Origin of the sequence: Mesorhizobium robiniae, from assembly GCF_040545535.1 — a bacterium.
GTDB lineage: Bacteria > Pseudomonadota > Alphaproteobacteria > Rhizobiales > Rhizobiaceae > Mesorhizobium > Mesorhizobium robiniae.
Map to the genome: position 1 here is coordinate 88320 of NZ_JBEPMC010000014.1, position 19518 is coordinate 107837.

At 57.9% G+C, this 19518-nt stretch carries 20 protein-coding genes; 2 read left to right on the plus strand and 18 right to left on the minus strand.

Annotated features, from left to right (window positions below; genetic code table 11):
- From ABID19_RS29590 to ABID19_RS29640, 11 genes are all read right to left on the minus strand, one after another.
- Nucleotides 1–1410 (minus strand): aspartate ammonia-lyase, encoded by a 1410-nt coding sequence (locus ABID19_RS29590; protein WP_263806576.1) that lies wholly within the window; start codon nt 1408–1410, stop codon nt 1–3.
- Nucleotides 1411–1420: 10 nt separating this feature from the next.
- On the minus strand, nt 1421–2299 hold the full coding sequence (gene dapA, locus ABID19_RS29595; RefSeq protein ID WP_263806577.1) for a 4-hydroxy-tetrahydrodipicolinate synthase: 879 nt from the start codon (nt 2297–2299) through the stop codon (nt 1421–1423).
- Nucleotides 2300–2355: 56 nt separating this feature from the next.
- Nucleotides 2356–3771, minus strand: a complete 1416-nt coding sequence (locus ABID19_RS29600) for an aldehyde dehydrogenase family protein (protein ID WP_263806578.1) — start codon at nt 3769–3771, stop codon at nt 2356–2358.
- A complete protein-coding gene (locus ABID19_RS29605; protein ID WP_263806579.1) occupies nt 3771–4832 on the minus strand; it encodes a homoserine dehydrogenase in 1062 nt (353 codons plus the stop codon). The genes ABID19_RS29600 and ABID19_RS29605 overlap by 1 nt, the downstream gene beginning before the upstream one ends.
- A gap of 486 nt (nt 4833–5318) precedes the next feature.
- Nucleotides 5319–5960, minus strand: a complete 642-nt coding sequence (locus tag ABID19_RS29610; RefSeq protein ID WP_263790794.1) for an FMN-binding negative transcriptional regulator — start codon at nt 5958–5960, stop codon at nt 5319–5321.
- 218 nt (nt 5961–6178) lie between these two features.
- Nucleotides 6179–7399 carry a trans-sulfuration enzyme family protein gene (locus tag ABID19_RS29615; protein WP_263806580.1) on the minus strand — a complete coding sequence of 407 codons (1221 nt, stop codon included), beginning with the start codon at nt 7397–7399 and terminating at the stop codon, nt 6179–6181.
- 42 nt (nt 7400–7441) lie between these two features.
- Nucleotides 7442–8131: an ABC transporter permease gene (locus ABID19_RS29620; RefSeq protein ID WP_263806581.1), complete on the minus strand. Its 690-nt coding sequence runs from the start codon at nt 8129–8131 to the stop codon at nt 7442–7444.
- A gap of 9 nt (nt 8132–8140) precedes the next feature.
- Nucleotides 8141–8863, minus strand: coding sequence for an ABC transporter permease (locus ABID19_RS29625; protein ID WP_263806582.1), 723 nt, complete (start codon nt 8861–8863; stop codon nt 8141–8143).
- Between the two features lie 75 nt (nt 8864–8938).
- Nucleotides 8939–9700 carry a transporter substrate-binding domain-containing protein gene (locus tag ABID19_RS29630; protein WP_263806583.1) on the minus strand — a complete coding sequence of 254 codons (762 nt, stop codon included), beginning with the start codon at nt 9698–9700 and terminating at the stop codon, nt 8939–8941.
- 36 nt (nt 9701–9736) lie between these two features.
- On the minus strand, nt 9737–10543 hold the full coding sequence (locus ABID19_RS29635) for an ABC transporter ATP-binding protein (protein ID WP_006204323.1): 807 nt from the start codon (nt 10541–10543) through the stop codon (nt 9737–9739).
- 170 nt (nt 10544–10713) lie between these two features.
- Nucleotides 10714–11409 carry a B3/B4 domain-containing protein gene (locus ABID19_RS29640; RefSeq protein WP_006204324.1) on the minus strand — a complete coding sequence of 232 codons (696 nt, stop codon included), beginning with the start codon at nt 11407–11409 and terminating at the stop codon, nt 10714–10716.
- Nucleotides 11410–11453: 44 nt separating this feature from the next.
- Between ABID19_RS29640 and ABID19_RS29645 the strand changes: the two genes are divergently transcribed.
- Entirely contained in the window at nt 11454–12074 is a 621-nt protein-coding gene (locus ABID19_RS29645) for a helix-turn-helix domain-containing protein (protein ID WP_006204325.1), read from the plus strand.
- Between the two features lie 512 nt (nt 12075–12586).
- Nucleotides 12587–12661 carry an Lrp/AsnC ligand binding domain-containing protein gene (locus ABID19_RS29650; RefSeq protein ID WP_244426006.1) on the plus strand — a complete coding sequence of 25 codons (75 nt, stop codon included), beginning with the start codon at nt 12587–12589 and terminating at the stop codon, nt 12659–12661.
- Between the two features lie 134 nt (nt 12662–12795).
- Here ABID19_RS29650 and ABID19_RS29655 read toward each other — a convergent pair whose 3' ends face one another.
- From ABID19_RS29655 to ABID19_RS29685, 7 genes are all read right to left on the minus strand, one after another.
- On the minus strand, nt 12796–13608 hold the full coding sequence (locus ABID19_RS29655; RefSeq protein ID WP_006204327.1) for a 2-keto-4-pentenoate hydratase: 813 nt from the start codon (nt 13606–13608) through the stop codon (nt 12796–12798).
- Nucleotides 13609–13629: 21 nt separating this feature from the next.
- The gene (locus tag ABID19_RS29660; protein WP_263806584.1) at nt 13630–14367 is read right to left on the minus strand and encodes an ABC transporter ATP-binding protein; all 738 of its coding nucleotides are present in this window, start codon (nt 14365–14367) and stop codon (nt 13630–13632) included.
- Nucleotides 14364–15131 (minus strand): ABC transporter ATP-binding protein, encoded by a 768-nt coding sequence (locus ABID19_RS29665; protein WP_006204329.1) that lies wholly within the window; start codon nt 15129–15131, stop codon nt 14364–14366. Before ABID19_RS29665 ends, ABID19_RS29660 begins: the two co-directional genes overlap by 4 nt.
- Nucleotides 15128–15997 carry a branched-chain amino acid ABC transporter permease gene (locus ABID19_RS29670; protein ID WP_263806585.1) on the minus strand — a complete coding sequence of 290 codons (870 nt, stop codon included), beginning with the start codon at nt 15995–15997 and terminating at the stop codon, nt 15128–15130. Before ABID19_RS29670 ends, ABID19_RS29665 begins: the two co-directional genes overlap by 4 nt.
- On the minus strand, nt 15994–16860 hold the full coding sequence (locus ABID19_RS29675) for a branched-chain amino acid ABC transporter permease (protein WP_006204331.1): 867 nt from the start codon (nt 16858–16860) through the stop codon (nt 15994–15996). Before ABID19_RS29675 ends, ABID19_RS29670 begins: the two co-directional genes overlap by 4 nt.
- Nucleotides 16861–17022: 162 nt before the next feature.
- Nucleotides 17023–18273, minus strand: a complete 1251-nt coding sequence (locus tag ABID19_RS29680) for an ABC transporter substrate-binding protein (protein ID WP_006204332.1) — start codon at nt 18271–18273, stop codon at nt 17023–17025.
- Between the two features lie 89 nt (nt 18274–18362).
- Nucleotides 18363–19499 (minus strand): M24 family metallopeptidase, encoded by a 1137-nt coding sequence (locus tag ABID19_RS29685; protein WP_157999218.1) that lies wholly within the window; start codon nt 19497–19499, stop codon nt 18363–18365.
- Nucleotides 19500–19518 lie beyond the last annotated feature (19 nt).

The window sequence follows — 19518 nt, forward strand, 5'->3', positions numbered from 1 at the left end:
TTAGGAATTATTCGGTGATTTGGAGGGGCAATCAGAGATGCCGAATATCCGAACAATCTGGTCTTGAGATAAGATACCCTCTTCTTCTACGACTTGCCGAAGTGGTTTCTTTTCCCCCAAAGCTCTCATTGAAAGAGCCGAAGCTTTACTATAACCAATCAATGTCGCCAGTGGCGTAGCGAGAACGAGAGACTGATCGCAAAACGATTTGCATCGATCAACATCGACCTCGATTCCTTCTACGCAACGCTGCTTCAGAATTTTGATACCTCTTGTCAACATTCGCATGGATTGAAGAATGTTCAAAACTATGACGGGCTCCATCGCGTTCAGCTGCAACTGGCCTGCGCTCGCCGCGAGCGTCACCGTCAAATCATTGCCTATCACCTGGAACCCAATCTGGTTCATCATCTCAGGGATGACCGGATTGATTTTTCCCGGCATTATGGACGAACCAGCCTGTACGGCCGGCAGTCGGATCTCTCCGAAACCCGTGCGAGGGCCGCTGCTCAACAGACGCAAGTCGTTGCATATTTTTGAAAGCTTTACCGCGATTCGCTTCAAGGCGCCGGAGAAGGTAACGAAGGCTCCGGTGTCGGAAGTGGCTTCGACAAGGTTGCGAGCAGGCACCAAATCAAAGCCAGAAATTTGATTGAGATGACTGCAGGCAAGGCCTGAAAAGCCAGGTGGAACATTGATGGAAGTGCCGATCGCCGATCCACCCAGGTTAACCTCCATCAGCAGCCTCGACGCTGATTGTAAATGCACTATGTCTTCTTCCATCAGTTCCGCGAACGCATCAAACTCTTGGCCAACCGTCATAGGCACGGCGTCCTGAAGCTGTGTGCGACCAACTTTTGCGACTTGATCATACTGAGCTGCCTTCACTCGGAAGGCGTCTCGAATATTTACCTGCGACGCGATTAGTGCATCGCAGGCCCGCAAGATGGTTAGGCGTATTGCCGTTGGGTAAACGTCATTGGTCGACTGCGACAAGTTGACGTCGTCATTGGGATGGAGTGTGACATAGTCTCCCACTGCCCGCCCAAGCTTCAGGAGAGCGAGGTTTGTTACGACCTCATTGACGTTCATGTTGGTGGAAGTCCCGGCACCACCTTGCATCATGTCGACTGGGAAATTCTGATCGATGCCCTGCCGTTCTATCAGATCTTCACAAGCCTCGGAAATTGCCATTGCTTTTGATCTTGATATCAGCCCGAGATCCATATTGGCCAGCGCCGCTGCTTTCTTCACCATGGCCATGGATTGTATGAGTTCGGGAAAGTCCTTCAGTTGTAGCCCTGAAACGTCAAAGTTCTCAGCTGCACGTGCGGTATGTACGCCATAGAGAACGTTACTGGGAATGAGGAGCGGGCCGATAAGATCGGATTCAATACGTCCTGGAAGCATGTCTTGCCTCTTATCCGAGGATTCCAGCATGCAGCATGGCACGCTTGATTTCATCCTGGACTGTCGGGCTGACAGCGACGAGCGGCAATCGAAGGTCTGCCTTCATCCGACCAAGAAGCTCCAACGCATATTTGGGACCAGCAGGATTCGTTTCGAGGAAGAGCGCTCTGTGGAGCGGCATCAGCTGATCCTGCAACTTGAGCGCTGCTGCAAAATTACCGTCCAGACAGGCCTGCTGGAATAGAGCACAAAGACGAGGTGCGACGTTTGCGCTCACCGAAATACATCCATGACCGCCGTGCGCCATATAGCCCAAGGCAGATCCGTCTTCACCCGACAATAAATTGAATTGCGGGCCGCACGCCATGCGCTCAAGCGAGGGACGCAATATGTTGCCCGTGGCGTCCTTAACCCCACAAACATTGCGACAGTTTTTGAATATTCGCGCCAGAGTTTCAACTTGGATGTCGACGACGCTGCGAGGCGGTATATTGTAAACTATGATCGGAAGTCTGCTGACAGCGTCAATCGCCTTGAAATGCTGGTAGATTCCCTCTTGAGTCGGCTTGTTGTAATAAGGAGAGACAATGAGCAGTGCATCGGCGCCTGCGTTTTGAGCATGGCGCACGAACTCCAGGGCTTCCTCTGTGCTATTGGAGCCGGCCCCTGCGATGACTGGTACACGACCGGCGGCGGCGTCTATGGTGATCTCCACCACCCTCTTGTGCTCGGCATGGGTAAGTGTTGGACTTTCTCCTGTCGTTCCACACGGTACCAGACCTGATGATCCTTCTGCAATTTGCCATTCAATGAAGTCGCGCAATGCAACGTCATCGACGTGGCCGTCCTTGAACGGTGTTACAAGCGCTGTGATAGAACCTTTGAACATCTACACTTTTCCCCTCAGGCAACAATTGCTGGCGGCTGCCAGTTGCAAGACGCCGGTTATCGTTGCAGTCTGTTTATGCAAACGACCTTGGGTTGCGTCATTTCCTCATAGGCGAACCGAACGCCTTCTCGTCCCATGCTGCCATATTTAAAGCCGCCGAAGGGCATCGCGTCGAAACGATAGTCCGAAGAGTCGTTGATCATGACGCCAGATGCATCAATTCCGCTGGCGGCATCGAGGGCGTGGTCCAGATCGTTGGTGAATATTCCGGCATGGAGACTGTACTCGGGCTCGTTAGCCATCGCGATGGCATCCTTCAGCTCACCAAACGGTTGCAGGATGACAATCGGCGCAAACACCTCTTCCGACCAGACAGCACATTGCGCGGGGACATTCTCCAGAACGGTAGGCGCGTAGAGATTCCCATGCCGGTGATGACCACAGAGCAAAGCGGCTCCCGCCGAGATTGCTTGATCGACCATTGCAGTGGCTCGCAAGATCGCTCCTTCTGAGATCATCGGGCCGATGTCGGTCGTTTGCTCAAGGGGATTTCCGGCCTTCAATCTTGCGGTCGCCTCGACGAACGTTGACCTGAACCGTTCATAGATGGCGTTCTGTACGAGAATTCTCTGCGTGCCTATGCAGTTTTGGCCAGCTGCCCAATAGGCCCCGGAAACGCAGGCGTCGACGGCTGCATCGAAATTGCAATTTTCCATCACGATCACGGGAGCGTTGCCGCCAAGGTCCATCGCAAGCTTCTTGATGCCCGCGGCCCGTGCGATCGCCTCGCCGGTGTTGAACCCACCGGTAAAAGATATCATGCGCACGTCGCGCGCAGAAACAAGCGCCTTACCAAGCTCCGGCCCACCGACGGCAACGGTCACGATCTCCTCAGGCAAGCCGCTCGCGATCAGGGTGTCGACCAGCTTGAGTGCGGAAAGTGGCGTGAGCTCTGACGGCTTCAAGAGCACGGCATTGCCTCCGGCGATGGCTGGGCCAAGTTTGTGGGCGACGAGGTTCAGCGGATCGTTATAGGGCGTAATGGCAGCGATAATGCCCAAAGGCTCCCGGGTATACCAGCCCTGGCGAGATTCCGATCCGAGGTAGGAGTCGAACGGTATGATCTCGCCCGCATTTCGTTTTGCTTCATCCGCCGACAGTTTGAGAGTGTTGACGCACCGAGTTGCTTCCTTGCGGGCCTGCACGATGGTTTTCCCCGCTTCCCTCACGATGAGCAGCGAGAATTCTTCCAGGTTGGCCTGGATCGTCGCAGCTGCCCTTTCCAGGACGGCCGAGCGTTTGTATCGCGGCAGGGCTCTTGCGATCTGGGCTCCCCGCTTTGCCCGTTCCAAGAGCGAGCCCACGCTTCCAGCACTGGTCTGGCGCACTGTTCCAACGACGGCCCCGTCGAAGGGGCTTCTCACGATGATATCTTGAGCAAGGGTAATCTCGCTCAGGGCTGCACTGCGCATTATGCAGCCTCCTTCGCTTCTCGCGACGGTTGAGTCGTGTGGATGGCAACAATATCGGACAGAAGGGCATACGCAGTCTCGACCCGTCCAGCGCCTGGTCCTGTTATCGTCACCGATCCAAGCAGCTCCGTGTTGAGTGAAACTGCGTTCGTTGCGCCTCCGACTCCTGCGAGCGGGTGCTCTAGAGCTAGTCTCTTGGGAGCAACACTGCCAACGACAATCCCATCTACACCACGAGCCGCGGATCCGATGAGCTTCCACCGGCAATTCTCCTTGGCAGCCGTTTCAATGTCGTGAGGAGACAATCTTGAGATGCCCTCGCAGGTGACATCCTCGGGCTTGAGGTTTGCCCCCAGCAACTCGTTTGCAAGGATCACGACTTTCAGTCGAACATCATGGCCCTCAACGTCCGCAGTTGGGTCGGCCTCAGCATATCCAAGGGCCTGCGCCTCTTTGACGGCAGAGGAGAAGTCCAACCCCCCCTCCATGCGTCCCAAGACGAAATTCGAGGTGCCGTTGAGAATGCCCTCAAAGCCTTTCATTTCGGCGCCGGCCAGCGTTTTGTCCGCCAGTCGCATTACCGGAGTTCCGCTCATGACGGCGCCCTCATACTCGAAGCGCACGCCGCGAGATTTGGCCAGTGCCTTGAGCTCCTGGGCGGCAAGAGCTACCGGACCCTTGTTGGTCGTGACGACATGTTTGCCTGCTTGAAGCGCCCAACGGCAATGGCTGACGGCAGGCTCCCCATCTTTCGGGTTGGTGAACGTCGCTTCAACGACAATGTCTGCTGGCGCCAGCTTGATGACAGTTTCATTGTCAGCCTCAGAACTGCCGCCGGAAAGCTGCCCAAAGCCACCTTTGGTGAAATTGGCCTCAGTGAGCATCCGCGGGTCAAGCCCGTTGGGTGATATCACCGAGCCCAGGTAGAGATCACTGACGGCGACGATGTTTAACTGGAAGCCAAGCTGGCGCTCCCACTGCGGATTTTTTGTCGCGATAAGTCCTGCCAAGGCCCGGTTCACACCGCCAAAGCCAATAAGCGCAATATTGTAAACTGTCATGACGATCCTCCAAAGAATTGTGCGGGCATCATGCGGGTGCGGACCGCACAGTGGAAACGCCGCAATAGGACCAAACAACCGAGCACTTTGCTCATTTTGCCGCTATTTTGTTGGCGTTGCGACCAATAGCCTTCCAGCCGCGGGAACCAATCGCCTCCGATTCGCCGGTGGGTGGTCGCCGGACCACCAAGGTCGGACCGCTGATGGCATATACTTGTGCCGGAGCCAGACGGCTCCCATGTTGGACCAGAGAGCAAGTCCGTGAAGACTCTGGCTCAGGAATGAGGTGGGGGCGCGGATGCTGCGGGATCATGAACAATTCACGGTGTGTTTTGCCCATTGATTTCGCCCGATCCATCAAGATCACCCGATCTGCTACCTGGCGGACAAACCGCACCTGATGGGACACGGCTCGAAAGAGAAACAGCGTGGCGGATCCGATAGCGGTATTCCTCATGGCCCCTGCCCCGGATGGGACTGTTCGTGCTAACTCTGGACGTCGATATCCGCGCGCGCAATCATGGCGTCGCCAATCAAAATATCGCCCTGGGCTTTCAGGCCAAGGCCAGCGCCGCGCATATCTGGGGCACCGTCATCTTGGCCCAACTTGGACTTGCCGGTCAGCCTGGTAACCTCGATCTCTATGCCGACGATCGCCTTCACCAACGCGTCAATGTAATCCCTTGGAGCATGCGTCATCTTCCATGGCGTCTCGCGCGTTGCCTCGTGAATACGCGTCAGGCGCGCTACGATAGCGCGGACATAGCGTTCGTCATCGCGGATCCTGATTTGCCCATAGGCGTGAGCAACCATGTAGTTCCAGGTGGGGACCTGCCGCTGCGTCTCATGCTTGGTCGGATACCAGGTCGGCGTGATGTAGGCGTCTGCGGCGCGAAATACGACCAGCACTTCATCGCCGTTCGCAGCATTCTGCCAGACGGGATTGGCGCGGGCGACGTGGCAATGAAGCACGCCTAACGTGCCTTGCTTGGTGTCAAGGAGAAAGGGGATGTGATTTGCATCCATTTCACCTTTGCTATTGGTGAACAGGATGCCAAGGGGATTGCGCTCGATCAGGTCGTGAAGGACCTCAAGGCGCGACTCGTTGAAATGCGACGGCAAATACATGACCGCTCCTTTGATGCCTAGTGCTATCCCCAGCACCTTTTGCCTTGGCTCTGCGACAAATGTCTTGCCCTTCCCTGGGTCAGAACCGGCGAGTTGGCGAATTTCGCGCTGACATGCCAGAGACGTTCAGGGCACAAAATTCGCATCGGCTTGAAGATCGCCCAGGGCCAAGTAAATGCTCAATCAAGGAGCAATTTACTCGGCAAGAGGGCCACCCCTTAGATGGGGTTGGATTTCTCAAACGTTGCGTCCAATGCATTGTTGATGTCGGCGATGAGATCGCGTGGGTCCTCAAGGCCGATCGACAGGCGCAGATGTCCATATTTTTGGAAGTTGGGCGGATATTTGTTGGAGCCGCCTCGTCCACCGCCGCCGACGTGAACGATCAGGCTCTCGTCATGCCCAAGCGAGACCGCGGAGGTGATCACCTTCAAATTGGCGACGAAACGATTTTGCGTGTCCGGATCGCCTTCCACCGCGAAAGCCATCATCGCGCCGTAGCCTTGGCCTGCGAATTGCTTTTGCGCCAACTCATGCTGGTCATGGCTCTCAAGGCCGGGGTAGGTCACATATGCGACACGCTTGTCGGTCGCCAGATATTGGGCAACCGTTTCGGCCGAGGAGAACTGCTGCTTGAGGCGAAGCGGCAAGGTGACCGAGCCGCGCATGATCAGCCAGGCGTTGAAAGGCGAGATGGTTCCGCCGACATCCACCAGGGCGTCTGCCTTCACATGGTGGACGAGCTCCTTCGAGCCGATGACAACGCCGCCCATCGCATCGCCATGGCCGTTGATGTATTTCGTCAATGAGTGGATCACGAGGTCCGCCCCCAACGCAAGCGGTCGAAAGAAAGGCGGAGGTGTGAAGGTCGAGTCCACTGTTAGAAGCGCGCCGGCTTCCTTGGCAATCGACACCAGCGTGGCGATATCAGCCACCTTCGTGGTCGGGTTGGCGATCGTCTCGGTATGGATCAACTTGGTGTTCGGCCGGATGGCGGCTCTCACTGCATCCATGTCGCCCATGTCCACAAAGGTTGCTTCGATCTGATAGCGTTGCGGCAGGAGTTCAGCGAACAGCCGCCAAACCGCTTCATAGGTGACATCGCCCACAACCACATGGTCGCCTGTCTTCAGGAAGGTGAAGAAAACGGCATGGAGGGCTGCAACCCCTGTTGCAAAGACTGCCGCATCCTCGCCTCCTTCGAGCGCCGCCAGCTTGCGCTGCAGGCCGATCTGGTTGTGACCCGAATTGCGGGTATAGGAGGGCGTTTCCGTATCCGACCAATCCATGGTCGATGGGTCTTCCGGAAGAAGATAGGAATTGGCCATGACGATCGGTGTTCGGATCGCGCCGGACGTCTTGTCGATTTCATTGCCGCCGTGCACCGACAGCGTATGGAAAGACAAGGTGGACAGCTGATGTTTATCGGGTCTGGACATTTGTGGCTCTTCGTTGCTGGAGTTTGAAACAGTAATTGTGACTCAACGCCGGGACGGCACCGCCTTTTCGAGTTTCTGAAAGGCCTGCGTTATCGCGAAGGTCAGGCCGACGTAAAACACCATCACCAGGATAAGCGGTTCATAGACCAGGAGGGTATCCTGACGGATCTTGTAGGCCGCTCCGTAAAGATCCATGACGGTGACCGAGAACACGATCGGCGTGGCTTTCAACTGAAGCACGACCTCGCCGGCAAAGGTCGGCAAAGCGATGCGGATCGCCCGTGGCAGCCATATGCGACGCAGGATCTTGCCGGGTGACATGCCAAACGCCCGCGCAGCCTCGAGTTCTCCTTTTGGAACCGACAGCATCGCCCCCCTTAGGATTTCGCCTTGGTAGGCTGCGAAGTTCAGCGTCAGGGCAAGCACTGCAAAGAAGAACCCCTCGCGCAGTATCGGCCACAAAAAGCTTGCCCTTAGGCCGGAGATGGAAGGAAGGTACGACCCAAGGCCATAATAGAGGAGCCACAGCTGTATCAGGAGCGGGGTGCCGCGAAAGAACGTGCAATACCCTCTCGACAGCCAACGGAATGCGGAAAAGGCCCCCACTTGTGCGACTGCAAGGAGAATTGCCAAAGCGAAACCGACTGCCACCGAAATGGATAGAAGCAGAAAGGTTATTGCAGCTCCTCGCACCAGCAAGTCCGCATAGGAGGCAACCCAAGAGAAGTCCATTTTGGCCTCCTACGCCAATGCTCGCTGCCCACGGCGGAAATACGATTCCAAAGCGGCAAAGATTTGATTGGAAACAAGGGTAATTATTAGGTAGATCGCCGCAGCCGCCAGGAAAAACACCATGTATTGCTTCGTATTGCTTGCAGCAACCCGTGCAGCGAGAGCCAATTCCTGGTAACCTACAACAGCTATAAGTGCGCTGTCCTTGACGACTCCCATCCATAGGTTGGCGAAACCCGGCAGGGCATTCGGAATCAGCGCGGGGAGGATTACCCTGCGGAATCGTAAGGCCGGGCGCATTCCAAACGCTTTCGCCGCTTCGAGCTGGCCGACCGGAATTGCCAGAATGGCGCCTCGCAACACCTCCGTCATGTAGGCTCCCTGGACGAAGCCGAGCACGATCACAGCTGCGAGCAGGCCGTTAACCTCCAGCGGACCAAGATCAACCAAGGCGAGAACACGGTTCAGGCCGTCGGTCCCAGCATAGTACAATGCTATGATCAAAATCAGTTCCGGAACTGCCCTGACCACAGTCGTGTAGAGTTGCAGAAGCCACTCAATTGATCGAAATCCGCTCAACTTTCCAAATGCGCCAAACAGCCCCAAGACCATGCCAAGGAAATAGGCGCCCATGGATATCAACAGCGTGGCGAGAGCCCCGGTGAGCAGAACGCCACCCCACCCCGGAGGGTTGATGGATAACAATTCCAGAATTGAGTTCACAGAATTCATAGTGGAATCTTTCGAAACAGAGCTAGCGGACTTGCCGCGAAGGATGCTCGTCAGCAAATCCGCTAGATAAATGCATCAGTAAGGATCGTAGTCGAAGTACTTCTTATTGAATTCCGCGTACTTCCCGTTGGCTCTTATCGCCTTGATGGCGCCGTTCAGTTTCTGCTTGAGCTCTTCGTCCCCCTTGCGAATTCCGCCGCCTACGCCTGCTCCAAGAATCTCGTCATCGGCAGCAACCGTCCCCTTGAATTCGCAACAGCCCTTTCCGAGGTCCGTTTTGAGGAATTCCTTCAGGGGCCCGGTGTCTGCAAACGCATAGTCGATCCGACCTGAAGCCAAGTCTTGCAGTGATTCATCAACAGTCGCGTAGCTTTTCTCAGTTGCTATATCTGCGAAATGTTTCTGGAAGTAAGCCGATTGCGTTGTGGAAACTGCGATCCCGATGGTCTTCCCCTTCATCTGCTCATCAGTGACCCCAGCAAATCCGTCCTTTGCTCCAATCATGCTTGCCGCTGCGGAGTAGTACTTGTCGGTGAAATCGATACGCTTCTTGCGCTCGTCCGTAATGGACATCGAAGACCAGATTACATCGATCTTCTTGCTTTCGAGAGCGGGAATGAGGCCATCCCAGGCAATATCGACGGTTGTGCACTGCTCGTGAAGCTGTTGGCAGACCGCGTCCATGAGATCGATCTCCCAACCGATCTCTTTGCCGGAGGCATCTTTCGTCGTGTAGGGAGGATAGGCCTCGTTCGCGATGCCAAACCGGATATCGGCATGAGCGTCTGCCGCGAAACAGAGAATGGTGAGAGTTAGAGCAATAGTCCGATATTTCATCTTAGTTCCCCTTTTTGAGAAGTTGGGTGGTGGTGACTAGTGCGAACCCGCTCCAACAAATTCCTTGCAGCGGCTGCTCATGGGTGCACCGAAGACCTGGTCGGGAGGGCCGTCTTCCTCCACTTGGCCTTGATGCAAAAACAGCACGCGAGTCGAGACATCGCGAGCGAACTTCATTTCGTGGGTGACCAACAACATGGTTCGGCCCTCTTCCGCTAAGCTGCGGATCACCTTGAGGACTTCACTGACCAGTTCCGGGTCCAGGGCCGACGTCGGTTCATCAAACAGCATGACGGAGGGGTCCATGCAGAGCGCGCGGGCGATCGATGCTCGCTGTTGCTGACCACCGGAAAGGAAAGCGGGATAGGCATCGCGCTTGTCGTAGAGACCCACTTTGGTGAGCAGCCCATGCGCTTTCTCGACAGCGACCTTTCGATCAACGCCAAGGACGTGAACAGGGGCTTCGATCACGTTCTCCACGATCGTCATGTGGGGCCAGAGATTGAAGCTCTGGAAAACCATCCCTAACCCTGTTCGGAGTCTCTCAATCTGGCGCCAGCTTGCTGGATGGCATTTCCCATCATGCCCAATCCGGAACTTGACGTCCTCTCCATTGACCTGGAAGGCTCCCTGGTCAGGGATTTCGAGGAAGTTGATGCAGCGCAGAAAGGTGCTCTTGCCAGAGCCTGACGAGCCGATGATCGAAACCACATCACCCTTTTGTGCCGTGAGCGAAATTCCCTTCAAAACTTCGTGGGCTCCATAACGCTTATGGACATCCCGTACGGCAAGCGCAGGTATCCCAGTGCCAGCATGCATTCTGATCTCCATCAGGCTCGTCATGGCTTTTCGGTGCTCATGCAGGCAACGCTCCGCAATCGCTGCGTTGCCGCAGCAAACGTCACCCTTGTGCAGTTAGTCGCAGGAGAGGAAGGCTACTCAAATCTGGCCGTTTGGCCGCGGCAGGGAGCCCGCGAACCGAGTGCCGTTATCTGGTCGCCACAGATTGTTGTTTAAGGAGGAGGAGTAATGGACAGCTTTTGTTTCAGGATCCCACACCCTGGCATGAGGCGCGACAAGCCGTCGGTCAGCATATCGCCTGCTTCTTCGAGCGCGTTTTCAGGCATGGTCTCCAAGCTTTCCAACAGAAACCACATGCGACCGGTCAAAGCGTCCAACCGGGTGCGAGAGCACTGTCGCCAATTCCATCTCCTGCAAGTGACGCCTGCATCATCTCGCCAGATGGCCTCTCCCGGTGCCGGGCATTCCTTTATCGCCTCTCCATTGACAACCGTTTCGAAGACTTCAGTTCCAGCGGCAATTGTTAACCGTGGCCGCCCAACATACGCGTCGTAGTTTTCACCGCCGACAGGAAGTGCGTACCGAAGGCTGACAGCGTTGTAGAGATCGACAACGGGGTTGATCGTGGGAACCTTGCCGTCTTTCTCCACCCGTTTTCTGAGAGCCTGGGCAGAGCAGGGAGTTCGGTTCGGCTTTGCACCGAACCGGAAGTACGTTTCCGACCAACTGGCCAAATGCGCGTCTGCCCATGGCGCACCTCCCGCCGACACAAAGTTGCAGGCCTCTGCCAGAAGATTTGTATCAACGCTTCCTGTTTCGGCATTCGTGGCATCGATATGGATGGATATGGCGCGAAAGCCAGGGGCAATGCTGGCAATTCGTTCGTCGACAACCGGGATTTCGAACACGGCCCACTAGCTCCCATTGACCATCTTGGTGTAATATACCGACCATGGAACAGAAAGTCAATATACTGACCGACGTGGGCGCCGAGGTCGAACACGTCAGTGCAATGGTCTCCCAGAACCTCAAGCTTTTCCGACGCCAGAACGGCCTCACACTTGACCAGCTCTCTCGAAAATCCGGGGTCAGCAAAGGGATGCTGGTGGAAATCGAGAAGGGCAGCGCTAACCCCAGCATCGCCACTCTTTGCAGGATGGCAGTCGCTCTGGGGGTTTCTGTCGCAGACTTCGTAGGCGTAGCATCAAGTGTGCCAGCACGGATCGTGCACCCGCAAGACACTTCCACATTGTGGCGAGGCCCTGGCGGAGGCAGTGCCACTCTCCTTGTGGGAACGCACGGTCCGGACGAGGTGGAGCTTTGGCGGTGGATTATGTTTCCAGGCGAAACATTCGAATCGCCCGGGCATTCTGCGGGAACGCTCGAATTGCTGAATGTGGAAACCGGCGAGCTAACTCTGAAATTGGCTGATACCGATCTCCTAGTTCAATCCGGTTCTTCGGTTTTGGCACGCACGGAAGACAAGCATGCCTATATGAATCGGGGCACTCAAGAGCTTCGGTTCATCATGGTGGTCGCAGAACTGCAGTACCCACGCGTGCAGCATGTTTAGGTACAATTCCCGTATCCCACGCTATATGCGCTTTTGGCTAAGTCGGACCGGCGGAACGATTTCCCGCAACCCCGATGCCTGTCTCTTAGACCAGCACTGAATGCTAGAGCCATGATTGACAATACGGGATTGAACGCGTCCTTCGTCGGATGCAGCGAGGGGCACACTGGACCTGTGCGCATGCGGCAATGCCTGCCTGATGCTCGTCTGCGGAAAGCCAGAAGACGGGCTTCCGTTCCCCACGTCGAAATGGCACGAGCCAACTTCCGTGCAGCTCGACAATCTCATGCCCCAGCAGGAAATCTCCCGCCGTGTAGGCCCTTCGGCGCCAGCGGTAGCGCGCCGCCTTCAAACGGCTTCGCTCCACCGGATAATCAAGAAGAAGGACATCTCTGTCGTAAACGAGAGGGCGATTGGGCGCCCCCTGACGGTTATCGCGGAGGTGACGACCGAAACAGGAAAGACTGGATCTGATCGACGAGATAAAAAAGCGTTTCGCGAGCTGTCCACAGGTGCAGCAGTGCTACTGCATCACTGGCGAGACGGACTTTGTGCTTATCATGAATGCCAGCGACATGGATGAGTAAACGGCACTGATGCGCCAATCGTTCTTCGAGGGCGGAAATGTGACGAGCTTCGAAGCTGCGTTGCAATGGAGAAAGCCGACGGCCGATCCCGCTTTTGTCTCACCTGCGCATCGGAATGGTTTCGTCTTGATATTCTAGACTAGATCCAAGCTTATATCCTTGAACGGAATTTCCAAAGGCTGTGCTCGCCACCGCTGTCCCGACTGAGCCGGTAGAGCTACGGTCAAAGTGCCTGTGGTAACGATGTCTCCCGATTTGAGGGGTTGACCGCCAAAGCGCTCCAGTTCTCGTACCAAATAGGCTAATGCGGCGAGAGGGCTACCCAGGACCTGCGACCCACCACCCACCGCCGCGGAACCGTTTTCACAAGCAAGCGTCACCGAAAAGCTATGCAGTTGCTTTCCCCATCGCTCGCGGTCACTTTTGATTGAGTGCCGGGAGCCGAGAAGTAGGGCAACATGAACACCCGTTGCCGCAGCATCTGCGACATTGAAACGCCATTCTGGAAAGATCGACGTGCAAACCTCGAAGCCGAGTGCTGCCCATTCCACACACGAGAGAAGATCGTGTTCGTCCATGCGAGGGTCCGGAGGTGCGCACAAGCCGAGCGCGACTTCAGCCTCCATTCTGACGTTCGGCCAATGCGCTACCGCAAGGCTCGTCTTCACGCCTAGATCGAACGTTGTTTGGTCGTAGAGGTAATTCCAGATTGGCCCGCTGATCCCGTAGCCGGCCCACGCGGCAGAGTTGGTAAAGCCAATCTTGCGGCCGACTATTCGCTCACCATTTGCCTCGCGTCTGCGTCTTATCTCTTCGACAACCCAGTATGCATCCGCCAGTCCAAAGTTTGGATAACGGGACGTAAAAGGTGAGACCTCTCGCAGGACATCGCGTGTATTCTGAACTTCATCCGCAATATCCGATAAGATATTCTTGGGAAGCTGCACTTAAACCTCCTACACGATGGGTCAAGGCTTCTCCGCCCCGTCGCCGGCACCGAGATAGATGCGGCCGACCTCCGGATTGCTGGCGATGGAAACAGCGATCCCGTCCAGCCTGTTGCGCCCTTCGGCGAGCACGTAACAGCGATCCGAGATAGCTAGCGCCTTGTGCGCATTCTGCTCGACCAGCACCACGCTAACGCCGCCCTCGCAGCTGATCGTACGGATGTGCCCGAAAACCTCGTCGGTTGCCTTAGGAGAGAGGCCGGCACTCGGCTCGTCAAGAAGCAGCACTTTGGGGGATGCCATCAGGGCGCGACCGAGGGCCACGATCTGTTGCTGACCTCCGCTCAGCCGGCCGGCGGTGGCGCTCCAATAATTGCCGAGCGTCGGCAGGATTTTGCGTACCGCATCCTGCCGCTCGCGAACGGGACCGGGCACCGCGACGAGGCCCATGCGCAGATTCTCCTCAGTCGTCATGGTCGCGAAGACGTTCCTGACCTGCGGCACATAGCCCAGCCCGGCACGCAGACGCTCGCGCGTCGCGGTGTTGGTGATATCGTGTCCGGCAAGGGAAATCTTGCCTGCAGTTGGGTGGATGACGCCGACCAGCGTCTTCAGGAGTGTCGACTTGCCGCAACCGTTCGGGCCAATGACGGTGACGATCTCGCCTGGCGCCACGCGTATGCTGATACCGTGCAGAATCTGCATTTCGCCGTAGCCGGCCACCAAGCCATCGGCGACGAGAATGTCGCTCCCGCTCATGCATCTACCCCGCCGAGATAAGCGTCAAGCACCTGCTTGTTCTGCTGGATTTCCGCCGGCGTACCGGCGGCAATGACGTGACCCCGGTCGAGCACGACCACCCGCTCGCAGAGTTCCATAATGACGTTCATGTTGTGCTCGATGATGAGCAGCGTGATGCCCGAGGCGTGCACCTTCTGCATGACTTTCATCAGGTGCCGGATTAGGGTCGGGTTAACGCCTGCTGTCGGCTCGTCGAGCAGCATCAGCCGCGGTCGGCTCATCAAGCAGCGGGCAAGCTCGAGCAACTTCTTCTGGCCGCCTGAGAGACGCGCCGCGGCAATGTCGGCCTTTTCGGCGAGCCCGACCGTCTCCAACACCTCACGGGCGGCTGCCTCGTTGACTTGCTCTTCCTGTCTGACCCGCGCGCCTGGCAGAAGGACGGAGAGGAGCCGGTCGCCGAATTGGCCTTCCGGCACCAGCATCAGGTTTTCCAGCACCGACATCTCCTTCAGCTCTCGCGGGATCTGGAAGGTACGGCGTAGCCCGCGCCGCGCGACCTCGTATGCGCCCAGGCCCTCGATGCGCCGCCCGCCAAACCGGATCTGGCCGGAATCGGGCTTGGTGAAGCCGCTGATGATGCTGAAGAGCGTGGTCTTGCCCGCACCGTTAGGGCCGATCAGGCCAGTGATCGATCCCTCTCGGACCGATAGCTCGCAACGGTCGACGGCCTGGAGGCCGCCGAAGCGTTTGTTCAACCCGGCAATCTCCAGAAGGTTGCTCACGCGCGCCTCCCGGGACCGTAGCGAACCGCCACGATTATCATTAGCGCCAGGCCAAGCGCCATCAGGCGAAGTGCGGCCAACTGCACACCGTCGACGACAGTGATGTAGTCCTTGAGAAGTCGCGTGCCTTCGAGAAGGACGGCAACGACCGCCGTTCCCGCGAGCGTGCCCAGGGTGGAACCTTGCCGGCCAAGCAGCACGGCCGCAAGCACATAGATCGAGATATTAGGGCCAAACATGTCAGGTGAGATGTAAGTGAGGTAGCTCGCGAACAACGCGCCACCTATGCCTGCGAGCGCAGCGCCGAGCACGAATGCGAGCGTCTTGTAAGTAAGGGTCGGCTTGCCGATGGATGCGACCACGGTCTCGTCCTCACGGATTGCGCGCAGCGTCCGGCCTATCGGGAAGTGTGCCAGCCTTTGACTAAACCAGAAAGCGACGGCGAGCAGCACGGCGGCAATCACCAGGAAGGAAGTTTCTGAATCGAGGCCTGGAATGGTGACGGGCCGCGGTATGCCGGCGATGCCGTCCGGGCCACCAGCGAGCCACTTTTCGTTGAGAAAGATCAGCCGCACGAATTCGGAGAACCCCAACGTGACAATGGCGAGATAGTCTTCGCGCAAGCGTGGCGTAAACAGCGCCACCGCACCGCCGAGCGAGCCGCTGACCAGCGCAGCCAGAACGAGAGCAGGCAGCAACGGCAACCCGGCCTGCGTGGTGAGTGCCGCGCAATAGGCGCCGACCGCGAAGAATGCGACCTGGCCGAGATTGATCAAACCAGTGAGGCCCCACTGGATGTTGAGGCCGAGCGCCACGAAGCCGTAGATCACGGCAAAGATGAGGATGGCAACAAGATAGGCTGTCATCGCTCAATTCCCCCCGTCCGGATGAGGCCCGTAGGTCTGACCAGCAGCACCAGCGCCAGCACCAGGAAGGCGAGCGCTGTCTTGTAGGTGACCGGCAGCAGCAACAGGCTGAATTCCGACACCGTCGCGAGAAGCAGAGCCGCAAGTGCGGCGCCGGTAACGCTGCCCAGTCCACCCAAAATGGCGACGGCAAAGAGTGGGATCAACACCCGCCAGCCGAGAAGTGGGGTGAGCGAGGTCTCCGTGGCAAGCGCCACCCCGCCGATGGCCGCGAGGAAGCCGCTGGCAAAGATGATGCCGCCATAGACGACTTCCGGCCGGATGCCGGTGACAACCGCGAGCTCTGGATTGGTGGAAGTGGCGCGCACAGCGCGGCCGAAGGAGGTCCAGCGCAGCGCCGCGATCCCAAATACCAGGATGACCGCGACGGCGCCGATCATGGCCGCTTGCGTCGGCGTGACGATGAAGCCGGCGAACACGAAGGGACGCGCAAGCTCGATGGGATACTGATGCACGTCATTGCCCCAAATGAAGCGGACGCCGTTCTGCAGGAAGAGCATCAGGCCAAGCGAGAGGAGCACTGGCGGCAGCGTGCCCGCGGCGCGCACGAAACGAAAGATCGTCTGGTCGACTGCGAGCGCGATTAGCCCTGTTAGCACGGCCGCCAGAAGTGCCGAAAGCCACAGCGGCACGGAGAAGCCACACAGTAACAACGCCAGATAGGCGCCAAGCGTCATGAATTCGGGAATGGCGAAATTCGGGTAACGCAGAACTCCGTAGATCAACGATATCGCCGCCGCGGGCAGCGTCCAGATCGCGGCCGAGACCAGCGCCGAGACGAGATAGATTTGCAACTCATCCACAATAGCGTTTCCTAGCCTCCAGCTCCGCCTGCCGGCAGCGCCTCCGATGAAATCGCACGCGGGTACGGATTTAAAGCCCACCGCCGTTTGGTCGAGGTCAGGTGCTGCTTGTCATCCTTACCCCCTCCCCGCAAACGGGGAGAGGGATTGTCAGCGTCTCGTCTAGAACACAACGTCCTTGACCGCGCCGATGGGCATGATCTTGCCGTCCTTCACTTGCGACACGCGGAAATTGGCCTTAGCGATATTGCCGTTCGCATCGAAGTCGATCGCCCCTGAGGCGCCTTCGTAGTTCACCTGCTCACCTGTGCGCAGCGCCTTGATGCCCTCTGCGAAAGAGGTCACTTTGGCGCCGTCGGGCCCGGAGACTTTTCTGACGGCGTCATTGAGCGCAGTGCCGTCGGTCGACTTGGCCGCCTCAATGGCAAGCGCGAGCAGGACCAGCTGGTCGTAGGCCTGCGCGCCGAAGGAATAGTAGCGGTCGCCGCCAAGCGCCTTGGCAAGGCGATCATAGGCGGGCGAACCCTCGGCCACGCCCTCTTCGACCAATAGCAGTCCTTCCGCGGCAGGCCCGGCATTCTTGATGAGCTCGGGGCTCACCGCAAAGCCGGGCACGATAAAGCGTCCGGAAAGACCGAGCTGGTAGGCAGCCTTTAGAATGGCGGTGATGTCGGGCTCGTAGCCGGAGATATGGATGAAGTCCGGCTGATCAACGAAGGCGCGCGTCACCTCGGAGCGGAACGTGGTCTGGTCCTCATTGTAGGTGGTGAAGCTCATCACCTTCCCTCCCCGCTCCTCGAAACGCTGGCGGAATGCCGCGACCGTCATCTGCGTGAAGGGCACATTGAGGCCAAGCACGGCGGCCTTCTTCCAGCCCTGGCTGTTGGCGTATTCGGCATAAGCTTTGCCAAACAGAAGGTCGTCTGGCTCCGTGCGGAACAGATGACCCTTCTTCTGTACCTCGGTGATGCGGCTGGCGCCGGAGGTCGAGAGCTGGATGAGCTTCTTCTCTTGCACGATCGGCGCCACCGCAAGCGTGACACTGCTCGCCCAGGTGCCGACGATCGCGGACACCTTGTCGACATCGACCAGCTTGCGCGCACCGCGCACGGCTGCTTCAGGGCTGGTCTCGTCGTTTTCCACCACGAGCACGATCTTGCGACCGAGCGGACCGCCGGCCGCATTGATCTCCTCGAGTGCCACCTTCGCCGAGGTGAGCATCTCCTGCCCGAAACTACCGCCGGCCCCCGACAACGGCATCAGAGCGCCGACTTTGATGTCGCCATCCTGAGCCCAAGCTGCGCTCAGACCCGGCAGGGCGGTTGCGGCTACCGCTCCGGCGCTGATGGCCAGCAGCGAGCGGCGACTGATGGAGCCGCCCAATGGACGGCGCTTCGTGAAGTCGCTTTTCATCGTTTTTACTCCCCTTTGTTACTAAACTCTACGCTGAGCCCGCGGCAGCCTTGGGAGGATGACGCCGGGGGATCGGCCGGATTCTGTTCTCAAAAGCCGATGTCGCGTGGGAAATCGGTGATGCAGCGGGACCCGGTTTCCGTGACGATCAGCACATCGGAGTGACGGAAGCCACCGAGGCCCGGAATGTAGACGCCCGGCTCGACCGAGTTCGCCATGTTGGGCAGGAGCTTGGTCTTGTTGTAAAGACGCAGTTCTCCCTTCTCCTCGCGGCTGGCGGAGCCGATCATGATGCCGTGGGCATGCCCGGTGCCGTGGCGGATATACTTGACCAGGTCGTATTTCTGCAGAATCCCGCGCGTCAGCATATCGATGTCCGACATGGCGACACCCGGCTTCAGGGCTTCCTTGCCCGCGTCGAACGCCTCGTTGACGGCATCGAGCGTCCTCCTGATCTCAGGTGTAGGCTCGCCATAGACGAAGGTGCGCTCCAGCTCCGCGCAATAGCCCCAGACGACCGGAAAGATGTTGAGCGATACGAGATCGCCGCGCTTCAGGCGGCGGCTGGTCGGGTGCAGATGCGGTACCATAGTGTGGTCAGCGAATTGGGCATAGGCGTAGGTGCTGGTTAGTCCGTTGTCGGACAGGGCGCCCATCGCCTTGTTCACCGCCGCGACCGCATGGGCGGCCACCGCAAGTTCGGTGACGTTGTCCTGCATGGCCTCTAGGAAGGCGTCGGCGCCGATCTTGGCGAGGTCCGCGCCCAATTCAAGCAGGCGGATCTCCTCGTCCGACTTGATCAGCCGCAACTCCTCCAGCCATGGGCCGACTTCGACGAGTTCTGCCTCGGGAAAGCGGGCCTGAAAGGCGCGGAACAGACCGACTGGCAGCAGAGCTTCCTCGATGCCCAGCCTTATCCTGGCGGAGCCGCGGCGCGCGATGAAGTCTGCGCAGAGCTTGAGGCTCGCCTGCACGACATTCTCATCATCGCCATAGGCCATCACCTCGTCGAAGGAGCTGTGCTCCTCCATGTTCTCAGTCTCGATAGCCGCACCGCAGACCGCGCTCGACCCCGATGCCGGCAGAATCGCCCACATCGGCCGTCCCCATTCCGACAGCAGCGGCACGCCGCTCATGTAGAAGACGCTGTCGGCGGTGTGCAGGAATGCGACATCGACGCGCTCCGCGGCGAGCTTTCTGCGGAGAGCATCGATACGACGTGTCATTTCCTGTTTCGAGAAGGCT

What these genes read in the sequence shown, in the direction of transcription:
- ABID19_RS29590 (WP_263806576.1), bottom strand. Translation starts at nt 1,410, where the DNA reads ATGCTTCCAGGACGTATTGAATCCGATCTTATCGGCCCGCTCCTCATT.
- dapA (WP_263806577.1), bottom strand. Translation starts at nt 2,299, where the DNA reads ATGTTCAAAGGTTCTATCACAGCGCTTGTAACACCGTTCAAGGACGGC.
- ABID19_RS29600 (WP_263806578.1), bottom strand. Translation starts at nt 3,771, where the DNA reads ATGCGCAGTGCAGCCCTGAGCGAGATTACCCTTGCTCAAGATATCATC.
- ABID19_RS29605 (WP_263806579.1), bottom strand. Translation starts at nt 4,832, where the DNA reads ATGACAGTTTACAATATTGCGCTTATTGGCTTTGGCGGTGTGAACCGG.
- ABID19_RS29610 (WP_263790794.1), bottom strand. Translation starts at nt 5,960, where the DNA reads ATGTATTTGCCGTCGCATTTCAACGAGTCGCGCCTTGAGGTCCTTCAC.
- ABID19_RS29615 (WP_263806580.1), bottom strand. Translation starts at nt 7,399, where the DNA reads ATGTCCAGACCCGATAAACATCAGCTGTCCACCTTGTCTTTCCATACG.
- ABID19_RS29620 (WP_263806581.1), bottom strand. Translation starts at nt 8,131, where the DNA reads ATGGACTTCTCTTGGGTTGCCTCCTATGCGGACTTGCTGGTGCGAGGA.
- ABID19_RS29625 (WP_263806582.1), bottom strand. Translation starts at nt 8,863, where the DNA reads ATGAATTCTGTGAACTCAATTCTGGAATTGTTATCCATCAACCCTCCG.
- ABID19_RS29630 (WP_263806583.1), bottom strand. Translation starts at nt 9,700, where the DNA reads ATGAAATATCGGACTATTGCTCTAACTCTCACCATTCTCTGTTTCGCG.
- ABID19_RS29635 (WP_006204323.1), bottom strand. Translation starts at nt 10,543, where the DNA reads ATGACGAGCCTGATGGAGATCAGAATGCATGCTGGCACTGGGATACCT.
- ABID19_RS29645 (WP_006204325.1), top strand. Translation starts at nt 11,454, where the DNA reads ATGGAACAGAAAGTCAATATACTGACCGACGTGGGCGCCGAGGTCGAA.
- ABID19_RS29660 (WP_263806584.1), bottom strand. Translation starts at nt 14,367, where the DNA reads ATGAGCGGGAGCGACATTCTCGTCGCCGATGGCTTGGTGGCCGGCTAC.
- ABID19_RS29670 (WP_263806585.1), bottom strand. Translation starts at nt 15,997, where the DNA reads ATGACAGCCTATCTTGTTGCCATCCTCATCTTTGCCGTGATCTACGGC.
- ABID19_RS29680 (WP_006204332.1), bottom strand. Translation starts at nt 18,273, where the DNA reads ATGAAAAGCGACTTCACGAAGCGCCGTCCATTGGGCGGCTCCATCAGT.
- ABID19_RS29685 (WP_157999218.1), bottom strand. Translation starts at nt 19,499, where the DNA reads ATGACACGTCGTATCGATGCTCTCCGCAGAAAGCTCGCCGCGGAGCGC.